Source organism: Blastococcus sp. CCUG 61487 (assembly GCF_005222955.1).
In the GTDB taxonomy this organism is placed as follows: Bacteria; Actinomycetota; Actinomycetes; order Mycobacteriales; family Geodermatophilaceae; genus Blastococcus.
In genome coordinates this window covers 44,717-67,658 of the sequence record NZ_LWUA01000278.1, presented here as the reverse complement: position 1 = coordinate 67,658, position 22,942 = coordinate 44,717, and the positions used below count along the sequence as shown (strand labels likewise).

Annotated in this window: 17 protein-coding genes and 1 tRNA gene; 8 read left to right on the top strand and 10 right to left on the bottom strand. The window is 72.2% G+C overall.

Annotated elements, in window-relative coordinates:
* The first annotated feature begins 24 nt into the window (after positions 1-24).
* Entirely contained in the window at positions 25-876 is an 852-nt protein-coding gene (locus A6V29_RS18445) for a class I SAM-dependent methyltransferase (protein WP_137161662.1), read from the top strand.
* A gap of 15 nt (positions 877-891) precedes the next feature.
* Here A6V29_RS18445 and A6V29_RS18440 read toward each other — a convergent pair whose 3' ends face one another.
* The 3 genes from A6V29_RS18440 to polA are packed head-to-tail and all read right to left on the bottom strand — an operon-like array spanning position 892 to position 4,732.
* On the bottom strand, positions 892-1,437 hold the full coding sequence (locus A6V29_RS18440) for a P-loop NTPase family protein (protein WP_137161661.1): 546 nt from the start codon (positions 1,435-1,437) through the stop codon (positions 892-894).
* Positions 1,434-1,997, bottom strand: a complete 564-nt coding sequence (locus A6V29_RS18435) for a GNAT family N-acetyltransferase (protein ID WP_137161660.1) — start codon at positions 1,995-1,997, stop codon at positions 1,434-1,436. Before A6V29_RS18435 ends, A6V29_RS18440 begins: the two co-directional genes overlap by 4 nt.
* Positions 1,997-4,732 (bottom strand): DNA polymerase I, encoded by a 2,736-nt coding sequence (polA, locus tag A6V29_RS18430; protein ID WP_137161659.1) that lies wholly within the window; start codon positions 4,730-4,732, stop codon positions 1,997-1,999. The genes A6V29_RS18435 and polA overlap by 1 nt, the downstream gene beginning before the upstream one ends.
* Positions 4,733-4,797: 65 nt before the next feature.
* Between polA and A6V29_RS18425 the strand changes: the two genes are divergently transcribed.
* A complete protein-coding gene (locus A6V29_RS18425) occupies positions 4,798-5,208 on the top strand; it encodes a PaaI family thioesterase (RefSeq protein ID WP_137161658.1) in 411 nt (136 codons plus the stop codon).
* Here A6V29_RS18425 and A6V29_RS18420 read toward each other — a convergent pair.
* Positions 5,192-5,752 carry a GNAT family N-acetyltransferase gene (locus A6V29_RS18420; protein WP_170977953.1) on the bottom strand — a complete coding sequence of 187 codons (561 nt, stop codon included), beginning with the start codon at positions 5,750-5,752 and terminating at the stop codon, positions 5,192-5,194. The two genes, A6V29_RS18425 and A6V29_RS18420, sit on opposite strands and share 17 nt — an antisense overlap.
* A gap of 348 nt (positions 5,753-6,100) precedes the next feature.
* Here A6V29_RS18420 and A6V29_RS18415 point away from each other — a divergent pair, with 348 nt between their 5' ends.
* The 4 genes from A6V29_RS18415 to A6V29_RS18400 are packed head-to-tail and all read left to right on the top strand — an operon-like array spanning position 6,101 to position 10,228.
* Positions 6,101-7,372, top strand: a complete 1,272-nt coding sequence (locus tag A6V29_RS18415) for a branched-chain amino acid ABC transporter permease (RefSeq protein WP_249933332.1) — start codon at positions 6,101-6,103, stop codon at positions 7,370-7,372.
* Positions 7,373-7,375: 3 nt separating this feature from the next.
* Positions 7,376-8,374, top strand: a complete 999-nt coding sequence (locus tag A6V29_RS18410) for a branched-chain amino acid ABC transporter permease (RefSeq protein WP_137161655.1) — start codon at positions 7,376-7,378, stop codon at positions 8,372-8,374.
* The gene (locus A6V29_RS18405; RefSeq protein ID WP_137161654.1) at positions 8,364-9,374 is read left to right on the top strand and encodes an ABC transporter ATP-binding protein; all 1,011 of its coding nucleotides are present in this window, start codon (positions 8,364-8,366) and stop codon (positions 9,372-9,374) included. Before A6V29_RS18410 ends, A6V29_RS18405 begins: the two co-directional genes overlap by 11 nt.
* Entirely contained in the window at positions 9,371-10,228 is an 858-nt protein-coding gene (locus tag A6V29_RS18400; RefSeq protein ID WP_212719595.1) for an ABC transporter ATP-binding protein, read from the top strand. The genes A6V29_RS18405 and A6V29_RS18400 overlap by 4 nt, the downstream gene beginning before the upstream one ends.
* 154 nt (positions 10,229-10,382) lie before the next feature.
* Here the strand turns inward: A6V29_RS18400 and A6V29_RS18395 are convergent, their stop codons facing one another.
* Entirely contained in the window at positions 10,383-11,714 is a 1,332-nt protein-coding gene (locus A6V29_RS18395; protein WP_137161653.1) for an ABC transporter substrate-binding protein, read from the bottom strand.
* A 185-nt stretch (positions 11,715-11,899) separates the two neighbouring features.
* Positions 11,900-12,523: an ANTAR domain-containing response regulator gene (locus A6V29_RS18390; protein WP_137161652.1), complete on the bottom strand. Its 624-nt coding sequence runs from the start codon at positions 12,521-12,523 to the stop codon at positions 11,900-11,902.
* A gap of 72 nt (positions 12,524-12,595) precedes the next feature.
* Between A6V29_RS18390 and A6V29_RS18385 the strand changes: the two genes are divergently transcribed.
* Both A6V29_RS18385 and A6V29_RS18380 read left to right on the top strand, forming a co-directional pair.
* Positions 12,596-12,669, top strand: a tRNA-Leu gene (locus tag A6V29_RS18385).
* 217 nt (positions 12,670-12,886) lie between these two features.
* Positions 12,887-14,383, top strand: coding sequence for a pyridoxal-dependent decarboxylase (locus A6V29_RS18380; protein ID WP_249933331.1), 1,497 nt, complete (start codon positions 12,887-12,889; stop codon positions 14,381-14,383).
* 18 nt (positions 14,384-14,401) lie between these two features.
* Here the strand turns inward: A6V29_RS18380 and A6V29_RS18375 are convergent, their stop codons facing one another.
* Genes A6V29_RS18375 through gltB form a run of 4 tightly spaced genes read right to left on the bottom strand, consistent with a single transcriptional unit; the run spans position 14,402 to position 22,900 of the window.
* The gene (locus A6V29_RS18375; RefSeq protein WP_249933330.1) at positions 14,402-15,277 is read right to left on the bottom strand and encodes an acyl-CoA thioesterase; all 876 of its coding nucleotides are present in this window, start codon (positions 15,275-15,277) and stop codon (positions 14,402-14,404) included.
* The gene (gene pyk / locus A6V29_RS18370) at positions 15,274-16,689 is read right to left on the bottom strand and encodes a pyruvate kinase (RefSeq protein ID WP_137161651.1); all 1,416 of its coding nucleotides are present in this window, start codon (positions 16,687-16,689) and stop codon (positions 15,274-15,276) included. Before pyk ends, A6V29_RS18375 begins: the two co-directional genes overlap by 4 nt.
* A 45-nt stretch (positions 16,690-16,734) precedes the next feature.
* Positions 16,735-18,237 (bottom strand): glutamate synthase subunit beta, encoded by a 1,503-nt coding sequence (locus tag A6V29_RS18365; RefSeq protein WP_137161650.1) that lies wholly within the window; start codon positions 18,235-18,237, stop codon positions 16,735-16,737.
* The gene (gltB, locus tag A6V29_RS18360) at positions 18,230-22,900 is read right to left on the bottom strand and encodes a glutamate synthase large subunit (protein ID WP_212719593.1); all 4,671 of its coding nucleotides are present in this window, start codon (positions 22,898-22,900) and stop codon (positions 18,230-18,232) included. The genes A6V29_RS18365 and gltB overlap by 8 nt, the downstream gene beginning before the upstream one ends.
* Between the last annotated feature and the right edge of the window lie 42 nt (positions 22,901-22,942).

The window sequence follows — 22,942 nt, the reverse complement described above, 5'->3', positions numbered from 1 at the left end:
GCGCCGTGCCACCATCGGTCGGACATGAGCACCGTCCCCCCGCCGTCCCCGGGTCTGCCGCTGGGCAGTGACGGCTATCCGGCCGCCGGCGGCGTGGTGCGCCGTCCGGCCGGTCAGGACGAGTCCGCCCGCGCCAATCGCCGGTGGTGGGATGCCGCCGCGGACGCCTACCTCGCCGAGCACGGCGGTGATCTCGGCGACGTCGACTTCCTCTGGTGCCCCGAGGGGCTGCGCGAGGCCGATGCCCGCCTGCTCGGCGACGTCGCCGGCCGCCGGGTGGTGGAGATCGGCTGCGGTTCCGCGCCGTGCGCACGGTGGCTGGCCCGCCAGGGCGCGGACGTCGTCGCGCTGGACCTGTCGGGCGGGATGCTGGCCCGTGCCGCCGAGCTCAACCGGGCCACCGGCATCCCGGTTCCCCTGCTGCAGGCCGACGCCGGGGCCCTGCCCCTCGCCTCGGCCTCCATGGACCTGGCGTGCTCGGCCTTCGGCGGGCTGCCGTTCGTCGCCGACGCGCGGGCGGTGCTGGTCGAGGTCGCGCGGGTGCTGCGTCCCGGCGGCCGGTTCGTGGCCTCGGTGAACCACCCCTTCCGCTGGCCGTTCCCCGACTCCCCCGACCCGGAGGACCTGCGGGTCACGTCGTCCTACTTCGACCGGCGGCCCTACGTGGAGACCGACGACGCGGGTCGCGCCGTCTACGTCGAGCACCACCGCACGGTCGGCGACTGGTTGCGGGCGGTCGTGGGTGCGGGGCTGGTCCTCGAGGACGTCGTCGAGCCGGAGTGGACGCCGGGCCGCACCGAGACCTGGGGGCAGTGGTCACCCGAGCGCGGCGCCCTGATCCCGGGAACGCTCGTCCTGGCCTGCTCGCGACCCTGAAGCTCTACTGGAGCCTCAGCTCTCTTGTTCCGCCAGCCACCGGCGGGCCTGTCGTGCTCCGCGCAGCCGGACGACCACGACACCCCGGCCCTCGACGCCGGCCAGCTCGGTCTCCGTCCGGCGGCGCTTCGCCCAGAACTCCCGGCTGAGCACGATCCGGACCGGGTGCGACGGGCGCCGCCACGTCGAGAGCTGCTCGACGTTGCCGTTGAACAACGGTGTCCGGAGCACGCCGCGCACGACGGACCGGCGCAGCAGCCGGGCGGCGACCAGCGGGAACGGGTGGTCCAGCCACACCACGGCCTGCGCCTGCTCGAGGAGCCTGGCCTTCACCTGCCGGTACTGGTACTCGGTAACCCAGCGCCCCTCGGCCAGCATCGCGTCCACGTCGGGCTCGAAGTCCGGCCGAGGGACCCACCCGGGCCCGTGCCAGAGCGCATCCATCTCGGTGTGCGGCAGGCCGAGCCGCTCGGCGAGCGCGGCGGCCATCGTGGTCTTGCCCGCGCCGGTGCTGCCGGCGACGAGGACGCGCTGCACACCGGCCGGCAGGTCCGGCGTCACCACACGTCCCCGGCGCGCCAGTCGCAGGTGAGCTCCCCGTGCAGGTCGAGCTGGACCGTTCCGGGCAGCACGTGCACCGAGCCGTCGTCCTCCGGGGTCGGGCGGACACCGTCCGGAGCGAGCACGGACGTCGGGCCTTCCCACCGGACCCAGCCCCGTGCGTCGTACAGCGGCGCCCCGGCGGTGCTGGAGCTGAGGGCGCCGAGGTCGTAGGCCGACCGGACGACCCTCTCGAGGGCCGCCATCACCATCGACGCGATTCCCTGCCTGCGCCGACCGGCCGCGACCGCCACGGCCTCCACGTATCCGGCGCGCAGCGACCGCCCGCGGTGCAGCAGCCGGCGCTGGACGACGGCGCCGTGGCCGACGAGCTCCCCGCCGTCGTGCACGAGGGCGTGCATCCCACCGAGGGCGTGCTCGAAGTCGTCGTCGTCGAAGTCCCCCGCGAAGGCCTCGTCGAGGAGCCGACGCACGCTGTCGAGCACGTGCGGCTCCACCTGGGCGGTGTGCGCCACCAGCACGGGGCCGATCAGCGCGGGGCCGATCAGCGCACGGCCCATCAGTGGGCGGCTTCGTCCCAGGTGCGGCCGAAGCCGACCGACACCTCGAGCGGGACCGACAGCTCGGCGGCGCCGGCCATCTCCCGGCGGACCAGCGCCTCGAGGGCCTCCCGCTCCCCCGGCGCGACCTCGAGCACCAGTTCGTCGTGCACCTGCAGCAGCATCCGCGAGCGCAGCCCTTCGGCCTCGATCGCCTTCTCCACCTGGAGCATCGCCACCTTGATGACGTCCGCCGCCGAGCCCTGGATGGGGGCGTTGAGCGCCATCCGCTCGGCCATCTCGCGGCGCTGCCGGTTGTCGCTGGTCAGGTCGGGCAGGTAGCGCCGACGTCCCAGCGTGGTCTCGGTGTAGCCGGTGAGCCGGGCCTCGTCGACGACGGTCTCCAGGTACTCCTTGATCCCGCCGAAGCGCTCGAAGTAGGCGTCCATCTGCCGCTTCGCCTCGTCGGTGGAGATCCGCAGCTGCTGCGACAGGCCGTAGGCGGACAGCCCGTAGGCCAGCCCGTAGCTCATCGCCTTGATCCGGCGGCGCATCTCCGGGTCGACGTCGGAGATCGGGATGTCGAACGCCCGCGAGGCGACGAAGGAGTGCAGGTCCTCCCCCGACGTGAACGCCTCGATCAGCCCCTCGTCCCCGGAGAGGTGGGCCATGATCCGCATCTCGATCTGGCTGTAGTCCGCCGTCATCAGCGACTCGTACCCCTGGCCGACGACGAACGCCTGCCGGATCCGGCGCCCCTCGGCGGTGCGGATGGGGATGTTCTGCAGGTTGGGGTCGGTCGAGGACAGCCGGCCGGTGGCGGCGATCGTCTGCTGGAACGTCGTGTGGATCCGCGAGGCGTCGTCGACCATCGGGATGAGCCCGTCGATGACGGTGCGCAGCCGGGTCACGTCCCGGTGCCGGAGCAGGTGCTCGAGGAACGGGTGCCCGGTCTGCGCGAGCAGCGACGTCAGCGCCTCGGCGTCGGTCGTGTACCCGCTCTTGATCTTCTTCGTCTTCGGCAGCCCCAGCTCGTCGAAGAGCACCGCCTGCAGCTGCTTGGGCGAGCCGAGGTTCACCTCGCGCCCGATCACCGCGTAGCACTCGGCGGCCGCGGCGGCGACGCCCTCGGCGAACTCGCTCTGCAGGGCGCGCAGGAAGTCCAGGTCGACGGCGATCCCGCGGTACTCCATCGCGGCGAGCACCCGGGTCAGCGGCAGCTCGATCTGCCCCAGCAGCGCGTCACCGCCCCGCTGCCCGAGCACCTGCTCCAGCGCGTCGGCGAGGTCGTTCACCGCGACCGCCTTGAGGACGTCGGCCTTGGCGGCCTCCGCGGCGACGTCGTCCTCGGTCGGCCCCAGCCCGTCGAGGGTGAGCTGGCCCTCGGGCTCGGCAGCGTCCTTGAGCTCGCGGCGCAGGTAGCGGACGGCGAGGTCACCCAGGTCGAAGGACCGCTGGCCGGGGAGCGCCAGGTAGGCGGCCAGCGCGGTGTCGCTGACCACGCCGGCCAGCTCCCAGCCGCGGGCCCAGATCGCCAGCAGCGGGCCCTTGACCTCGTGCACGACCTTGCCCGCGGCGGGGTCGGCGAACCAGGCGGCCAGCGCCTGCTCGTCGGCGACGTCCAGGTCCGGGCCGAGGTCGACGAAGGTCGCGTGGTCGTCGCCCGCCGCGAGCGCCACCCCCGTCAGCTCCCCGGTGCCCCGGCCCCAGGTGCCGCGGAGGATGACCCCGGTGCGGCCCCGGGCGTGGGCGTCCAGCCACTCCCCCAGCCCGCCGGCGGGCACGTCGTCGATCGTGACGTCGAACCCGCCCTCGACCTCGGGCTCGGCGCTGGTGAGGGTGGCGAACAACCGGTCGCGGAGCACGCGGAACTGCAGGTTGTCGAAGAGCGTGTGCACCTCGTTGCGGTCCCACGCCTGGACGGCGAGGTCCTGCGGCCCCAGCTCCAGCGGCACCGCGCGGTCCAGTTCGGTGAGCCGCCGGTTCTGCAGCACCGACGACAGGTGCTCGCGCAGCTTCTCGCCGACCTTGCCCTTCACGGTGTCGACCTGGTCGACCAGCGCGTCGAGCGAGCCGTACTCCCGCACCCACTTGGCCGCGGTCTTCTCCCCGACGCTCGGGATGCTCGGCAGGTTGTCGCTCGGGTCCCCCCGCAGCGCGGCGAAGTCGGGGTACTGGGCCGGGGTGAGGTTGTACTTGGCCTCGACCTCCTCCGGCGTGAAGCGGGTCATCTCCGACACGCCCTTGCGCGGGTAGAGCACGGTGACGTGCTCGTTGACCAGCTGCAGCGCGTCGCGGTCACCGGTGGCGATGAGCACGTCCATGCCCTGCTCCACCGCCTGCACGGTCAACGTGGCGATGACGTCGTCGGCCTCGTACCCCTCGGCGGTGATGACCGGCACCCGCAGGGCCCCGAGCACCTCCTGCACCAGGCTCACCTGGCCGCGGAAGTCCGTCGGGCTCTCCGACCTGTTCGCCTTGTACTCGGCGTAGATCTCGCTGCGGAAGGTCGTGCGCCCCACGTCGAAGGCCACGGCGAGGTGGGTGGGCTGCTCGTCGCGCAGGATGTTGATCAGCATCGACGTGAAGCCGTAGACGGCGTTGGTCGGCTGGCCGGTCGTGGTCGAGAAGTTCTCCACCGGCAGGGCGAAGAACGCCCGGTAGGCCAGGGAGTGCCCGTCGAGCAGCAGCAGCCGCGGACGGGTGCCGGTGCTCGAGGGGGCGGTGGACGCAGAGGTGGAGACCGGAGCGGACATCGGCACGGATCCTATGTGCCCGGACTGACAGCCGGGACGCCCTCGGAGGTGGCTACGGTGCCCGGATGAGCACCTCTCCTCCCGACTGGATGCGCCCGGACTCGCTCAGCCCGCTGGACGACAAGCTCGGCATCCGGATCACCGACTACGACCCCGACCGGCTGGTCGCCACGATGCCGGTGGCCGGCAACGAGCAGCCGTTCGGTCTCCTGCACGGAGGCGCGACCTGCGCGCTGGTGGAGACGATCGGGTCGGTGGCCGCGGCCATCGGCGCGGGACCGGGCAAGCAGGTGGTCGGGATCGAGCTGAACGCCAGCTACCTGCGCGCCGCCACCTCGGGCACCGTGACGGCGGTGTGCACGCCGGTGCGCCGGGGCCGCACGCTGTCGACCTTCCTCATCGAGGTCACCGACGACGCCGGCCGGCCGACCGCCACCGCCCGGCTGACCTGCATGACCCTCAACGCGGGGACGTAGCCGACGGCAGCGGCGGCACGCTGCGCCGCCGCGCGGCCCCTGGCCCGCGGCGGGGCAGCGGGATGATCCCCAGCCGGCGACGCTGCCAGGCCGCGAGCGAGCGGCCGAGCGTGTTGAGCGACGCGATCCGCCGCGTCGTCAGCGGCGCGAAACCCATGCGCGCGAAGAAGCGCTGCCGCTCGGCCTCCTGCGGCACCGCGGCGACGACGTACGCCGCGCCGGTCTCCGCCGCATAGGCAGCGGCCGCACCCAGCAACGCCGCGCCGACGCCGGCCCTGCGGTGCTCGCGGTGCACGACGAACGTGTCCACGGTGACCTGCGGGGTGCCCAGCACCAGCGACAGCGGGTCCAGGCCCAGCACCGCCAGCCCGACCCCGAGCTCCGGACCGTCCTCCGGCGCCGGGACGACGGCCAGCACCACGCGGTGACCGGGGTCGTCGAGCAGCCGGCGGAAGCCCGCGCCGGCTGCGTGCACGGGGGGATGCCCGGTCAGCACCTCTTCGGCGTGCGCCTCGACGCGGTGCTGGCGGACCAGCTCGAGCACGACGGGTAGATCCGAGACACGCGCCGTGCGCGTGACCACTCGAGACCGCGAACCGTTCCCTGCCACAGGAGCCCTCCCCCGGATGGTGAAGGAAGAGTGCACCCGGAGCCGGTGAGGGCAGCGGCGGCGCGCCGGTACGGCAGGCACCGCGACACCTGCGGAGTGTCGCGGGAAGGTCACAAGTCTCCCGAGAGTGACTGCTGGGTCACATCTCCGGGTTAGGGTCCCGTGCTCCATTCATCCGCTCTGGGAGGTCGAGTGACGCACGCGGGCAACCGTGCACGACGGCACGGTCGACGATCGGCGAGCGCCGACCCCGACCCCGCGACCCGATCTGCGGGACGCTCCGTGTCCCCCCGGAAGCACACCCTGGTGCGGCTGGCGCTAGTCGCCTTCTTCGGCCTCGGCTTCCTCGTGCTCGCACCAGGCGTCGCGCAGGCCGAGGGCGAACAGGTCTCCGGGACGGTGCAGACCAGCCGCAGCGGCCCCATCGCGGACGTCGGCATCGAGGTCACCACCCCCGCCGGGGAGGAGATCGACTCGGTCACGACCGACGAGCGCGGCCGCTGGGTGGTCGACGTCCCCGGACCCGGGGAGTACGTCGTCACGCTGGACGCCGACGACCTCCCCGACGGCGTCGAGCTGGCCGGCGAGAACACCCGCACGGTCACCGTGGACGAGGGGCGGCGGCAGGCGGTCATCATCGGCCTGTCCGACGGCAGCCGGGAGGCCGGCAGCGGCCAGATCCGCGCCGTCCAGCTCTTCGTCGACGGGATCCGCTTCGGGCTCCTGATCGCGATGGCCGCGGTCGGCCTGTCGCTCATCTTCGGCACGACCGGGCTGACGAACTTCGCGCACGGCGAGCTGGTCACCATCGGGGCGGTCGCAGCCTGGTTCATCAACGTCCAGGGCGGGGTGCCACTGATCTGGTCGGCGCTCATCGCCATGCTGGTGGGCGCGGCGGTCGGCGCGCTCAACGAACTGGGCCTGTGGCGTCCGCTCCGCCGGCGCGGGACCGGTCTGATCGCCGCTCTCGTCGTCTCGATCGGGTTGTCCCTGCTGCTGCGCTACCTGGTGCAGGTGGTCTACGGCGGCCGGTCCAGCCCCTACCGGGGAGTCGGTGGGTCGCAGGTCGTCGACTACGGCGTCTTCCGGCTGTCGAACGCCGACCTGGTCTCGATCATCATCTCGGTCGTCGTCCTCGTGCTGGTCGCGCTCATGCTGCAGCGCACCAAGATCGGCAAGGCGATGCGGGCGGTGGCCGACAACCGGGACCTGGCCGCCTCGTCGGGCATCGACGTCAACCGGGTGATCCTGGTGGTCTGGATGATGGGCGGTGCGCTCGCCGCGCTCGGCGGCGTCCTGCTCGGCATGTCCGACCAGGTGCAGTGGGACATGGGCTTCCGCCTGCTGCTGCTCATGTTCGCCGGGGTGACCCTCGGCGGGCTGGGCACCGCCTACGGAGCCCTGCTGGGCAGCCTGATCGTCGGTGTCTTCGTCCAGATGTCGACCCTCGTGATCCCCAACGACATCAAGTACGTCGGCGGGCTGCTCCTCCTGATCGTCATCCTCGTCATCCGGCCCCAGGGGATCCTGGGCAGCCGCGTCCGGGTGGGCTGACCCATGAGCGAACTGATCGACGCGATCGCGATCGCCGGCAAGTCGGCCCTGGGATTCCAGGCGATCTTCTTCGCCCTGCTGGCGATCGGGATCAACATCCAGTTCGGCTACACCGGGCTGCTCAACTTCGGGCAGATCGCCTTCGCCATGCTCGGCGGCTTCGGCATCGCGATCTCGGTGAGCAAGTGGGACCTGCCGTTCTGGGTGGGCGTCCTCGTCGGCATCGCCGCCGCGGTCGTCCTCGCCCTGCTGCTGGGACTGCCCACCCTCCGGCTGAGAGCGGACTACCTGGCGATCGCCACCATCGCCGCCGCCGAAGGGCTACGCCTGCTCTTCCGCTCGGTCTCGGCGACACCGGTCACCAACGGCACCCGTGGCATCTCCGGCTTCAACGGCGACTTCATCGCGCTCGCCCCCTGGGACACCAGCCGCCGGTACCGGATCCTCGGGACGAGCTGGTCCGGCGGTGAGCTGTGGGTGGCGCTCGTCGGCTGGCTGCTGGTCGCCCTGTCCTGCCTGCTCGTCTGGGGCCTGGTGCGCAGCCCCTGGGGCCGCGTGGTGCGCTCCATCCGCGAGGACGAGGACGCGGTGCGCTCGCTGGGCAAGAACGTCTACGTCTACAAGATGCAGGCGCTGGTGCTCGGCGGCATCTTCGGCGCCCTGGGCGGCATGGTGTACGCCGTCGGCACCGGCTCGGCGATCCCCGACCAGTACCAGAACGCGAACACCTTCCTGGCCTACGCGGTGGTCATCCTCGGCGGCGCCGCCCGGGTGCTCGGCCCGGTGATCGGGTCGATGATCCTGTTGTTCATCCTGCAGTTCACCGACACCGGCCTCCGCGCGATGATCGAGAACGGCGTGATCCCCTCCGACCTGCTCTCCTCCACCGACGTGGCGCAGCTCCGCTTCGTCCTCGTCGGGATCGGGCTGATGCTGCTGCTCGTCTTCCGCCCCCAGGGCATCTTCGGTGACCGACGAGAGGTGATGCTCGATGCCCGCTGACCCGACACCGCACGGTGCGACGGCCTCCGGCGCGGGCGAGGCCGGAGCGGCCCCGCGACGGCTCGCGCAGGCGGCGCTCCGCGACCTGCCCTGGGAGGTGGGCGTCGCCAAGCCCGACCCCATCATCACCGTCGACGGGGTCACCCGGACGTTCGGTGGACTCACGGCCGTGTCGGTCGACCACCTCGAGATCCAGCGAGGCGGGATCACCGGCCTGATCGGGCCGAACGGTGCCGGCAAGACGACGCTGTTCAACCTGCTCACCGGTTTCGACCAGCCCAACAGCGGCACCTGGAGCTTCGACGGCCGGCCGCTGAGCGACCTGCCGCCGCACAAGGTGGCCCGGCTGGGCGTCGTCCGCACCTTCCAGCTGACCAAGGCGCTGTCCCGGCTCACCGTGCTGCAGAACATGCTGCTCGGCGCCCAGGGGCAGCGGGGGGAGGGCTTCTTCCGCGCCCTGATCCCCGCGATCTGGCGCTCGCAGGAGGCGGCGAACACCGAGAAGGCGATGGAGCTGCTCGCGCGGTTCAAGCTGGACACCAAGAAGGACGACTTCGCCGGCACGCTCTCCGGCGGTCAGCGCAAACTGCTGGAGATGGCCCGCGCCCTCATGAGCGACCCGCAGGTCGTGATGCTCGACGAGCCGATGGCCGGGGTGAACCCCGCGCTCACCCAGAGCCTGCTCGGGCACGTCAAGGACCTGCGCGAGCAGGGCATGACGGTCATCTTCGTCGAGCACGACATGGACGTCGTCCGCGACATCAGCGACTGGGTGGTCGTGATGGCGGCCGGACGGGTGATCGCCGAGGGGCCGCCCGAGTCGATCAGCCAGAACCGGGACGTCGTCGACGCCTACCTCGGCGCGCACCACGACGCCCCGCTCACCGTCGAGGAGGAGGATCAGGTCCTCGCCGAGGCGGAGAAGTCCATCGCGCGCGAGGAAGAAGCCCAGGGCGGCGCCGGAGCCGGTGGCGTCACGCAGGAGAGGACCCAGCGATGAGCGACCCCCTGATCCAGGTCGACGAGTCGGGCGAGGACCTCACCCGGGTCGACCAGGCCACGCCGGCGACGGCCGGGCTGTCGCCGGCCGAGAAGGCGGCGACGAGCGAGGAGCACGCCCGGCTGGCCGAGGGCGCGCTGGTCCGCGCCGACGACCTGGTGGCCGGGTACGTGCCGGGTGTCAACATCCTGCGCGGGTGCGACTTCTACCTCCAGGACGGCGAACTGGTGGGCATCATCGGGCCCAACGGCGCCGGGAAGTCCACGCTGCTGAAGACGCTGTTCGGGCTCATCCCCGTCCGGTCCGGCTCGGTCACCCTGCGCGGGGAGGACATCACGTCGGCCCCGGCGCACCGGCTGGTGCAGCTCGGCGTCGGCTACGTGCCGCAGAACAACAACGTGTTCCCCTCGCTCACCCTCGAGGAGAACCTGCAGATGGGCGTGTACCTGCGCCCGAAGTCGTTCAAGGAGCGGTTCGAGTACGTCGCCGAGCTGTTCCCGCTGCTCGGGGAGCGCCGCAAGGCCAAGGCCGGGACGCTGTCCGGCGGCGAGCGCCAGATGGTGGCGATGGGCCGGGCATTGATGATGGACCCGTCCGTGCTGCTGCTGGACGAGCCCTCGGCCGGCCTCTCCCCCGCCTACCAGGACGAGGTGTTCATCCGCTGCCGACGGATCAACGCCACCGGCGTCTCGATCATCATGGTGGAGCAGAACGCCCGGCGGTGCCTGCAGATCTGCGACCGCGGCTACGTGCTCGACCAGGGCCGCAACGCCTACACCGCCAGCGGCCAGTCGCTGATGAACGACCCGAAGGTCATCGAGCTGTACCTGGGGACGCTGGCCAAGGCCCAGTAGAAGGACCACGCTTCCCCCCACGCCTCGCAAGCTCGGCGCGGGCCCCTGAAGCGCGGCCGCTCCAGCACGTCCCGAGACAGCACAGTGGCCCGGCACCGTGTCGGTGCCGGGCCACTGGTGGCTCGCTACCGGGTCAGCGACCCGGTACGGGTTGTCACCGCTGCGGGCCGATGCCGTTCGAGTTCAGACCCTGGATGATCTTCGAGGACTCCTCGAACCCGATGACCACGATGGCGTCGGGGTTGAAGTCCACCATCCGCTGGACCTCGGAGTCGAAGTTCGCAGCCTGCGGGTCGTAGGTGATGCTGACGATGTCGTCCTCGGAGAGGCCGGCACTGATCAGGTTGTCCACGGTGTTCTGGGCCAGGCCCGTGCCGTACGGGTCGTTCAGCGCCAGGACGCCGACGGTGTTGTTGCCGTCGTCGATGATCAGGTCAGCGAGCGCACGAGCCTGCAGCGTGTCCGGCGGAGCGGTACGGAAGTACAGGCCGTTGTCGTCGTACGTCGTGAACTGGTCGGACGTGTTCGCCGGCGAGATCTGCATGATGCCCGCGCCGGTGATCGCGTCGATGACGGTGAGGCTCACACCCGAGGCAGCGGCGCCGACGATCACGTTGGCACCGGCCTGGATCAGCTGGTCGACCGACTGCGTCGCGATGTCCGTGGTCGGGTCACCCGAGTCGCGCTCGATGAGCTGGATCGGCTGACCCAGCACGCCACCGGCCGCGTTGATGTCCTCGAGCGCCAGTCGCGCACCGGCGATCTCCGGCGGGCCGAGGAAGGCGAGGTTGCCGGTCTCGGGCAGCAGCGTGCCGACGATCAGCGGACCACCGGTGGTCCCGGCCGGGGCGTAGGCGGGGCCCTCGTCGGTGGCGGCGTCGGCCTCGTCGCCGGCGATGACGTACTCGGTCGCGTCGTCGTCGAGGGCGTTGTCGTCACCGAACTGCAGCAGGCCGAAGCTCGCCTGCGCCGGCTCACCGGCGTCGGCGAAGCTCAGCGGACCCGAGATGCCGTCGTAGTCGACGTTGCCGCCGCCGTTCATGATCTCGATGCAGGACGCGAAGTCCTCGCACTTGTCGCCGCCGAACGTGATGCCGTTGACGTAGTCCTTGAACACGTTGGCGTCGTTCGTGCCGGCCGCCTGCGCGGCCAGCGCGCTGATGATGATGGCGTCGTAGGTCTCGCCGGCGTAGTTGTAGTCCTGCAGCCCCGGGTAGACGCCCTCGAGGCGCTCCTTGAAGTCGCCGGAGAGCTCGGTGAGGGGCGTGGTGCCCTTCATGCCCGCGAGGGCGCCCTCCTCCTCGAAGTCCTCACCGAGGGCGTTGCCCATGTTGCCGTCGACGCCGTAGATGTTGACCTGCTTGTCGCCGCCGCCGTTGCCGCCGCTGGCCGCCGAGTCGCCGTCGTCGTCGCCGCCACAGGCGGAGATGGCGAGCAGGGCGACGCCGGTCACGGCGATGGCGCGGGCTGTGGTGCCTGTGCGCATCAAGGAACTCCCTGTGTGTGCTGCTGGACGTCGCCGTGCGGGCCCACAGGAGGATCCCGCCGCTCGGACGCCCGATCGGTGCGCCGAACCTAGCCGCGGATCACCCGCCTGGACCCGGCGTCGGACTCACCGTGATGAGGTCGTGACCTGGGACACCCCAGGAGCACCGCCTGCACGCATTTTCGTCACCCGGTCGGGCTACGCCCCTCGTTCCCGAGCACCTGATCCGCCGACGCGCCGGGGGCGAGCAGGGCCTCCGCCACGGCCCGCATGGACGTGCGCTGGTTCATCGCCGCGCGCTGGATGGCGCGGAAGGCGTCGGCCTCGCTCCACTCCGCACGCTGCATGAGCAACCCCTTCGCCTGCTCCACCACCTTGCGTGCCGCCAGGCGCTCCTCCAGGGTGCGGACCTCGCCGTCCAGTGCCGTCATCTCCGCGAAGCGGCCCCGGGCCACCTCGATCGCCGGCACCAGATCGGTCTTCGAGAACGGCTTGACCAGGTAGGCCATCGCACCCGCGTCCCGAGCCCGCTCCACGAGCTCGCGCTGGCTGAACGCGGTGAGCACGATCACCGGGGCGATGCGGGCCGAGGCGATCTGCTCGGCGGCCGACAGGCCGTCCAGCACCGGCATCTGGATGTCGAGGACGACCAGGTCCGGCGACAGCTCACGGGCCCGATCCACCGCCTGCTGCCCGTCCCCGACCTCGGCGACGACCTCGTACCCCTCCTCCTCGAGCATCTCCTTCAGATCGAGGCGGATGAGTGCTTCGTCCTCGGCGATGAGGACCCTGGCCGGCGCGCTGCTCACCGGCCGAGCCTAGCGACGTCGTCCCCGACAGGGCCCCGGCTAGGCTGACGCGGCGGCCGGCCACCCCGGCGCGCCCCCGTACCCCAATCGGCAGAGGGAGCGGATTCAAAACCCGCGCAGTGTGCGTTCGAGTCGCACCGGGGGCACTGTGCTGGATTTGCCGATCCTCCGGATCGGCACCGCGGCCACGTGCCGTTCCCCACTGGCGTCGAGCCCACCCCTGGCGATCGTCACGGGACCCTCCGGGCCCCATTCCTCACGCCGTCTCGCGGAGCGGCTCCTGTCCCGGCGTCTTCGTCTTGCGCCGCCTCGCTCGTCGGGGACCCTTCGGGCCCCGCTCCTCGCGGGCAATACGGTGAGGGGGTGACCGAGCCCGCTCCGCACATGACTCCCGAGCAGTTCCGGCAGCACGGCCACGAGGTCGTCGACTGGATCGCCGACTACTGGTCGCGGATCGGCACCTTCCCGGTCCGGTCGACGGCAGCGCCCGGTGACGTGCGCGCCGCCCTGCCGCCGGCTCCCCCGGAACAGGGCGAGCCCTTCGGCGACGTGCTGGCCGACCTCGACCGCGTCGTGGTCCCCGGGCTCACCCACTGGCAGCACCCCGGCTTCTTCGGGTACTTCCCGGCCAACACCTCCGGCCCCTCCGTCCTCGGCGACCTCGTCTCGGCCGGCCTCGGCGTGCAGGGCATGTCCTGGGTGACCAGCCCCGCGGCCACCGAGCTCGAGCAGCACGTCATGGACTGGTTCGCCGAACTGCTCGGCCTGCCGGCGTCCTTCCGCTCCACCGGCTCCGGCGGCGGCGTCGTCCAGGACTCCAGCTCCGGCGCCAACCTGGTCGCGCTCCTGGCCGCGCTGCACCGCGCCAGCGGCGGCGGCACCGTCCGCTGCGGTGTCGAGCCCGACCGGGCCACCGTCTACGTCTCCGCCGAGACCCACTCCTCCATGGAGAAGGCGGTGCGCGTCGCGGGCCTGGGCAGCGACGCGGTCCGCATCGTCGAGGTGGACGGCGACCTCGCGATGGATCCCGGCGCGCTGGCCGCCCGGATGGCGCGGGACGTGGCCCGCGGCTACACGCCGGTGCTGGTGTGCGCGACGGTCGGGACGACGTCCACCACGGCCGTCGACCCGCTGGCCGCGCTCGGCCCGATCTGCCGCGAGCACGGCGCCTGGCTGCACGTGGACGCGGCCTACGCCGGCGTCAGCGCGCTCGTCCCCGAGCTGCGCGAGCTCCAGGCCGGCGTCGAGTGGGCCGACAGCTACACCACCGACGCGCACAAGTGGCTGCTGACCGGCTTCGACGCCACCCTGTTCTGGGTCGCCGACCGGGCCGCGCTCACCGGGGCGCTGGCGATCCTCCCCGAGTACCTGCGCAACGCCGCCACCGACGCCGGCGCCGTGGTCGACTTCCGCGACTGGCAGATCCCGCTGGGCCGGCGGTTCCGCGCGCTGAAGCTGTGGTTCGTCCTGCGCTGGTACGGCGCCGAGGGGCTGCGCGCGCACATCCGCAGCTCGGTCGCGCTCGCCCAGGAGCTCGCCGGCTGGGCCGAGGCCGACCAGCGCTTCGACGTCCTGCAGCCCCACCCCTTGTCGCTGGTGTGCCTCACGCCCCGCTGGCCGGCCGAGGTGGACGCCGACGTCGCGACCATGACCCTGCTCGAGCGGCTCAACGACAGCGGCGAGGTCTTCCTGACCCACACCACCGTCGGCGGACGCGCGGTCCTGCGGATCGCCGTCGGTTCACCGACGACGACGCGGACGCACGTCGAGCGGGCCTGGGCGCTGCTGTGCGAGGGCCACGACTGGCTGGCCGCCGACTTCGCCACCCGGGCCGCCGAGCAGGCGGCGGCCCGCAGGTGACCTGCTGCGGAGGGGGCCCTACTCGAGCGAGCGGATGAGGCCCTGCTGGGTGACCGTGGCGACGTGGGTGCCGTCGGCCGCCCAGATCTGGCCGAAGCACAGCGCCCGCCCGTGCGACGCCGCGGGGCTGTCGGTCTCGTAGAGGAACCACTCGTCGGCCCGCACCGGCTGGTGGAACCAGACCGCGTGGTCCAGGCTCGAGCCCGCCGTCTTGCCCCAGCCGCCGCCGAGGCGGGCGGTGCCCGCACCGAGCAGGCTGAGGTCGCTGGCGAACGTCAGCGCAGCCGCGTGCACGGGCTGGTCGTCGGGCAGCTGCCCGGACACCCGCATCCACGCCCAGGACTTCGTGTTGGGGTAGGTCTTCGGCGGCCGGTCCCACGGGTGCTCGAGCAGCCGCTGCTCCACCGCCTCGCCCAGGCTGCGGGACACCCGCGTCTCGCCGCGGGCGGCCATCAGGTCCATGAACGACGGCAGGCTCTCGGGATCCGGCACGTCGGGCATCGGCAGGGAGTGCTCGGCCACCGCGGCCTCCCCCGCCGACGCGTCCGCGGTGAGCACGAAGATCGCGGCGTCCTTGTCGGCCCGGCGCTGCCAGGCGACCACCCGGCGGGTGCTGAAGGTCCGGCCGTCGCGCATCCGCTCGACGGCGTAGCGGATCTCCTCGTTCGGATCACCCGGGCGCAGGAAGTAGGAGTGCAGCGAGTGCACCGCACGCCCCTCCGGCAGGGTGCGGGTCGCCGCCATGAGCGCCTGCCCGGCCACCTGCCCGCCGAAGATGCGCTGCATCCTGGTGCGCGGCGTCTGGCCGACGAAGACGTCGGGCTCGCGCTCCTCCAGCGCCAGGACGGCCATGAGCGCGGCGGCCTGCGACGTCGGCACGGTCTCCTCGCTCACGAGTCGGTACCGACCTCGTGCACGCGGATCAGGTTGGTCGATCCGACGGTGTTCGGCGGGCTGCCGGCCACGACCACCACGCGGTCGCCCACCTGCAGCCGGCCGATCGAGAGCAGCGAGAAGTCCACCTGGGCGATCATGTCGTCGGTGTGCTCGACCTGCGGGACGAGGAACGTCTCGACCCCCCACGACAGCGCCAGCTGGCTGCGCACCCGGGCGTCCACGGTGAACGCGAGCAGCGGCTGCCGGGGGTGCAGCGCGGAGAGCCGACGGGTCGTCTCGCCGGTCTGCGTGAAGGTGCACAGCGCCTTGACGTCGAGCGCCTCCCCGACGTCGCGGGCGGCGCGGACGATCGCGCCGGACCGCGAGCGCGAGCGGCGGGCGACCTCCGGCACGGGCGCGTGGTCGACCTCCACCGCGTCGATGATCCGGTCCATCGTGCGGACGGCGGCGATCGGGTAGGCGCCCACGGAGGTCTCCCCCGACAGCATCACCGCGTCCGCGCCGTCGAGCACCGCGTTGGCGACGTCGGAGGCCTCGGCACGGGTCGGCCGCGAGTTGGTGATCATCGACTCGAGCATCTGGGTGGCGACGATGACCGGCTTGTTGCGCTCGCGCGCCGACTGGATCGCCCGCTTCTGCACCAGCGGCACCTGCTCCAGCGGGAGCTCCACGCCCAGGTCGCCGCGGGCCACCATGAGCCCCTCGAACGCCTCGACGATCTCGTCCAGCCGCTCGACGGCCTCGGGCTTCTCGAGCTTGGCGATGACGGGCACCTCGATGCCCTCCTGGCGCATGATGCGCCGCACCAGCTCCACGTCGTCCGGCGATCGGACGAACGACAGGGCGATGAAGTCCACGCCGAGGTTCAGCGCGAACCGGAGGTCGTCGGCGTCCTTGTCCGACAGCGCGGGGACGCTCACCGCGACGCCGGGCAGCGAGAGGCCCTTGTTGTTGGAGACCGGGCCGCCCTCCACCACCAGGCAGGTGACGTCGGGCCCCTCCACCGAGAGCACGGTCAGCGCCAGGTTGCCGTCGTCGACGAGCAGCCGATCGCCGACCGAGACGTCGTTGACCAGGTCCTTGTACGTCGTCGACACGCGGGTGGCGGTGCCCTCGACGTCGTCGACGGTGATGACGACCTGGCTGCCGGTCGGCCACTCCACCTGGCCGTCGGCGAAGGTGCCGAGCCGGATCTTCGGACCCTGGAGGTCGGCGAGGACGGCCACGGCGTGGCCGGTGCGGTCGGAGGCCTCCCGCACCAGGCGGTAGGCAGCGGCGTGGTCGGCGTGCGCGCCGTGGCTGAAGTTCAGCCGGGCGACGTCCATGCCCGACTCGACGAGCGCGATCACCTGCTCGGCGGACGCGGTGGCCGGACCCAGGGTGCAGACGATCTTGGCGCGGCGGGACATGGCTCCAAGCTAGTGGTGGTCGGGGACGGGAGCAGGGCGGGGCGGTTAACGGAGAGCCACGGCCGTGGGCGTGACGGGGCGGGGCAGCATCGAGCTGCCGGTGAGCCAGGTGTCGACGGCCGCGGCGGCCGCCCGGCCCTCCGCGATCGCCCACACGATGAGCGACTGCCCCCGGCCCATGTCCCCGGCCACGAAGACCCCGGGCACGGTGGACATGAACTCGCCGTCCCGGACGACGTTGCCGCGGTCGTCGACCGCGACCCCGAGCCCGTCGACGCAGCCCTCGCGCTGGGCACCGGTGAAGCCCATCGCCAGGAAGACGAGATCCGCCGGGAGCTCGCGCTCGGTGCCCTCGACCTTCTGGAACCGGCCGTCGACGCGCTCGACCTCGTGCAGCAGCAGGGCGCGCACGGTGCCGCGGGCGGGGCCCTCCTCATGACCGAGGAACCGCTCGGTGTTCACCGAGTACAGCCGCTCGCCGCCCTCCTCGTGGGCGCTGGAGACCCGCATGATCAGCGGATAGGTCGGCCACGGGTTGCTGCCGTGGTCCCGGCTGTCCGGCGGGGCCGGCATGATCTCCAGCTGGGTCACCGACGCCGCCCCCTGGCGGTGCGCGGTGCCGAGGCAGTCGGCACCGGTGTCGCCGCCGCCGATGATCACGACGTGCTTGCCGGCCGCGTCGATCGGCGGCTCGTCGAGCTCGCCCAGCGCCTGCAGGTTGCCGTAGGACAGGTACTCCATGGCCAGGTGGATGCCGGCCAGCTCGCGGCCGGGGGCCGGCAGGTCGCGGCCGACCGTCGCCCCGCCGGCGAGCACCACGGCGTCGAAGTCGCCTCGCAGCTGCTCGACCGACAGGTCGGCCTCGGCGCTGCCGCCCACCTCGACGCCAGTGACGAACCGGGTGCCCTCGGCGCGCATCTGGTCCAGCCGCCGGTCGAGGACGGCCTTCTCCATCTTGAACTCGGGGATGCCGTACCGCAGCAGCCCGCCGATGCGGTCCGCGCGCTCGAAGACGGTCACGTCGTGACCGGCACGGGTCAGCTGCTGGGCGGCGGCCAGGCCGGCGGGGCCCGACCCGACGACGGCGACCGACTTGCCGGTGCGCTCGGTGGGCGCGAGCGGGGCGACCCAGCCCTCGTCCCAGGCGCGGTCGATGATCTCCCACTCGATCTGCTTGATGGTGACCGGCGACTCCTGCAGGTTGAGCACGCAGGAGCCCTCGCACGGCGCCGGGCACAGCTTCCCGGTGAACTCGGGGAAGTTGTTGGTCGCGTGCAGCCGCTCGATCGCGTCGTGCCAGTCGTCCCGCCGGGCCAGGTCGTTCCACTCGGGGATCAGGTTGGCCACGGGGCACGCGTGGTGGCAGAAGGGGATGCCGCAGTCCATGCAGCGCGCCGCCTGCTTGCGCACCTCGGCGGTCGGGAACAGCGGATCCTCGCCGTTCTGGCGCGCCGAGTAGACGTCCTTCCAGTCCCGGATGCGGACCTCCACGGGCCGCCGCGGCGGGAGCTCCCGCTCGAACTTCAGGAATCCCGTCGTGTCAGCCACGCGCTGCCTCCATCACTGCCAGGTCGACGTCGGTCCCGTTGGCCTCGGCCATGCGCACCGCGTCCATGGCCCGGCGGTAGTCCCTCGGCATGATCACGCTGAACTGCTCCGACCAGCGGCCCCAGTCGGCCAGCAGCGCGTGCGCCACGGGCGACTCGGTCTCCCCGGCGTAGCGCACCAGCACGTCCCGCAGCCACTGGGACTGCTCGCCGTCCAGCGGTTCGACGTCGACCATCTCCGGGTTGACCCGGTGCCGGGCCAGGTCCAGCACGTAGGCGATGCCCCCGGACATGCCGGCCGCGATGTTGCGACCCGTCGGGCCCAGGATCACCGCGCGGCCACCGGTCATGTACTCCAGCGCGTGGTCGCCCACGCCCTCGACGACGGCGAGCGCCCCGGAGTTGCGGACGCAGAACCGCTCGCCCACCCGGCCGCGCAGGAAGATCTCCCCGCCGGTCGCGCCGTAGCCGATGACGTTGCCCGCGACCACGTTGTCCTCCGCGGCGAAGGTCGCCTCGCGCGAGGGCCGCACGATGATGCGGCCACCGGACAGCCCCTTGCCGACGTAGTCGTTCGCGTCGCCGTAGAGCCGCATGGTGATCCCCCGCGGCACGAACGCGCCGAAGGACTGGCCGGCCGAGCCACCGAAGGTGAGGTCGATCGTCCCGTCGGGCAGCCCCTCGCCGCCGAAGCGGCGGGTGACCATCGAGCCGAGCATCGTGCCGACGGTGCGGTTGACGTTGCGCACCGGCAGCTCGAGGGTGACCGGCTGCGCGTCGAGCAGCGCCCCCTCGCACAGCTGGATCAGGGTCTGGTCCAGCGCGACGTCGAGACCGTGGTCCTGGTCGCGCACCTTGCGCCGCGGCGTCCCCTCGGGCAGCTCGGGCACGACCAGCAGCGGGGCGAGGTCGAGTCCGGCGGCCTTCCAGTGGTGGACCGCGGGCCGGGTGTCCAGCAGCTCCGCGTGGCCGACCGCCTCGTCCAGCGACCGGAACCCGAGCTCGGCCAGGTACTCGCGCACCTGCTGGGCGAGGAACTCGAAGAAGGTGACGACGAACTCGGGCCGGCCGGTGAACCGCTTGCGCAGCTCGGGATTCTGCGTCGCGACGCCGACCGGGCAGGTGTCGAGGTGGCAGACCCGCATCATCACGCAGCCGGAGACGACCAGCGGGGCGGTGGCGAAGCCGAACTCCTCCGCACCCAGCAGCGCCGCGACGATCACGTCCCGCCCGGTCTTCATCTGCCCGTCGGCCTGCACCACGATGCGGTCCCGCAGCCCGTTGGCCAGCAGCGTCTGCTGGGTCTCCGCCAGGCCCAGCTCCCACGGGGAGCCGGCGTGCTTGAGCGAGGTCAGCGGGGCGGCACCCGTCCCGCCGTCGTGGCCGGAGATGAGCACCAGGTCGGCGTGGGCCTTGCTGACCCCCGCCGCGACGGTCCCGACCCCGACCTCGGCGACCAGCTTGACGTTGATCCGCGCCTGGTCGTTGGCGTTCTTCAGGTCGTGGATGAGCTGCTTGAGGTCCTCGATCGAGTAGATGTCGTGGTGCGGCGGCGGGCTGATCAGCCCCACCCCCGGCGTCGAGTGCCGGGTGCGGGCCACCCACGGGTAGACCTTGCCGCCGGGCAGCTGGCCGCCCTCGCCGGGCTTGGCGCCCTGGGCCATCTTGATCTGGATGTCGTCGGCGTTGACCAGGTACTCGCTGGTGACGCCGAACCGGCCGCTGGCCACCTGCTTGATCGCGGAGCGGCGGAGGTCGCCGTTCGGGTCACGGGTGAACCTGTCGGGGTCCTCGCCGCCCTCACCGGTGTTGGACTTGCCGCCCAGCCGGTTCATGGCGATCGCCAGGGTCTCGTGCGACTCCTGCGAGATCGAGCCGTAGCTCATCGCACCCGTCTGGAACCGCTTGACGATCTCGCTCACCGGCTCCACCTCGTCGAGCGGCACCGGCGGGCGCACGCCCGTTCGCAGCCCGAACAGCCCGCGCAACGTGCCGGCCTCCTCGGAGAGCCGGTCGACGGTGTCGGTGTACTTCTGGAACACCTCGTACTGCCGTGACCGGGTGGCGTGCTGCAGCAGGAACACCGTCTCGGGGTTGAACAGGTGCACCTCGCCCTCGCGGCGCCACTGGTACTCCCCGCCCACCTCGAGCCGGCGGTGCGCGGTCTCGGTGGGGTTCTCCGGGTAGGCCCGGCGGTGGCGGATGGCCACCTCCTCGGCGAGCACGTCGATGCCGACGCCGTCGATCGGGCACGAGGTGCCGGTGAAGTACTCGTCGACGAGCTCCTTCGACAGGCCCACGGCCTCGAAGATCTGCGCCATCGTGTACGAGCCGACGGTGCTGATGCCCATCTTGCTCATCACCTTGAGCACGCCCTTGCCGAGCGCCTTCACCATGTTGCGCACGGCCTGGGCGGGCTCCACGCCGGTGAGCTGACCGTCGCGGATCAGGTCCTCGATCGACTCGAAGGCCAGGTACGGGTTGACCGCGGCCGCGCCGTAGCCCAGCAGCAGGGCGACGTGGTGGACCTCGCGGCAGTCGCCGGACTCGACGACCAGGCCGACCTCCATGCGGGTCTTCTCCCGCACGAGGTGGTGGTGGACCGCGGCGGTCATGAGCAGCGACGGGATCGGCGCGCGCTGCTCGTCGGAGTCGCGGTCGGAGAGCACGATGATCCGGGCGCCGGCCGCGATCGCCTTGCTGACTTTCGTGCGCAGCTCCTCGACCGCCTGCGCGAGCGCGGGGCCGCCGCCGGTGACGTCGAAGTGGCCGGTGATCCGGACGGCGGCGTAGCCGGGCAGGTCGCCGTCGTCGTCGATGTGCAGGATCTTGGCCAGCTCGTCGTTGTCGATGACGGGGAACGGCAGGTACACCTGCCGCGCCGAGGCGGGGGTGGCCTTGAGCAGGTTCTGCTCGGGCCCGAAGGTGCGGCCCAGGCTGGTGACGAGCTCCTCGCGGATCGCGTCCAGCGGCGGGTTGGTCACCTGTGCGAACAGCTGGCCGAAGTAGTCGTACAGCAGCCGGGAGCGGTCGGAGAGGGCCGCGATCGGGGTGTCGGTGCCCATCGAGCCGATCGGCTCGGCGCCGCTGGCCGCCATCGGCTGCACGAGGACGCGCAGCTCCTCCTCCGTGTAGCCGAACATCGTCTGCCGGCGGACCACGGACTCGTGGCTGGGTCGGGCGCGGCGGCGCTCGGGCAGCGAGGGCAGCTGCACCAGGCCGGCGTGCAGCCAGTCGTCGTAGGGGTGCTCGGCGGCCAGGGCGCCCTTGACCTCCTCGTCGGAGACGATCCGCCCCGACGCGGTGTCGACGAGGAACATCCGGCCGGGCTGCAGCCGGCCCTTGGCGACGACGTCGGCCGCCGGGATGTCCAGGACGCCGACCTCGCTGGCGAGGACCACCAGGTCGTCCTTGGTGTGCCACCAGCGGCCCGGGCGCAGGCCGTTGCGGTCGAGGACGGCGCCGATGAGCGTGCCGTCGGTGAAGCAGACCGCGGCGGGGCCGTCCCAGGGCTCCATGATCGAGGCGTGGAACCGGTAGAAGGCCCGGCGGGCCGGGTCCATCTCGTCGTGGTTCTCCCACGCCTCCGGGATCATCATGAGGACGGCGTGCGGCAGCGACCGGCCCGAGAGGTGCAGCAGCTCGAGGACCTCGTCGAAGGTCGCCGAGTCGCTGAAGTCGCTGGCGGTGACCGGGAAGATCCGCTCCAGCCCCAGCTCGGAGGCGGGGCCGGCCGGGCCGTCGAACAGCTCCGTGGCGAGCTTCGCCTCGCGGGCCCGCATGCGGTTGCGGTTGCCCTTGATCGTGTTGATCTCGCCGTTGTGCGCGATGAAGCGGAACGGGTGCGCCAGCGGCCAGCTCGGGAAGGTGTTCGTCGAGAACCGGCTGTGCACGAGCGCGAGCGCCGACTCGTAGCGCTCGTCGCGCAGGTCGGGGAAGAACAGCGGCAGCTGGTCGGTGGTCAGCATGCCCTTGTAAGTGATCGTCCGCGACGAGAGCGAGGCGATGTAGAGCGAGCTCCCCGCGTCGACGGCGGCGCGCTCGGCGCGCTTGCGCAGCACGAACGAGCGGCGCTCGAGCCGGGTGACGCCGTGGCAGGTGACGTTGCCGCCGAAGGCGCTCCCGTCGGCCCGCGCGCCCATCGTCTCGGCGACGAACAGCTGCGCGAAGTGCGGCATGACCGCGCGCGCGGTGGGGCCGAGGTCGGCGCCGTCCGGGTCGATCGGCACGTCCCGCCAGCCCAGGACCGTCAGCCCCTCCTCCGCGGCCAGGCGGGCGACGTCCGCCACTCGGGCGGCGCGCTCGGCCTCGTCGGTGGGGAGGAAGGCGATCCCGACGGAGTACTCGCCGGCCGGCGGCAGTTCGAACTCGACGCTGCCGCGCAGGAGCGCGTCGGGCACCTGGGTGAGGATGCCCGCGCCGTCGCCCGAGTTCGGCTCGGCGCCGGCGGCACCGCGGTGGTCGAGGTTGTGCAGCGCGGTCAGGCCCTTGGCGACGATGTCGCGCGAGCGCCGGCCCCGGGCGTCGGCCACGAAGGCGACACCGCAGGCGTCCTTGTCGTTGGCCGGGTCGTAGAGGCCGGTGGGGGCGGGCAGCGCCGAGAAGGGCACAGCGGCGGGCAGCGCCGAGGTGGGGACGGCGGTGGTGGCGGGCGGCTGGGACATGTCACTCCCGTCGTCGGCGACGTCCGGTCCCGACGAGGGGAC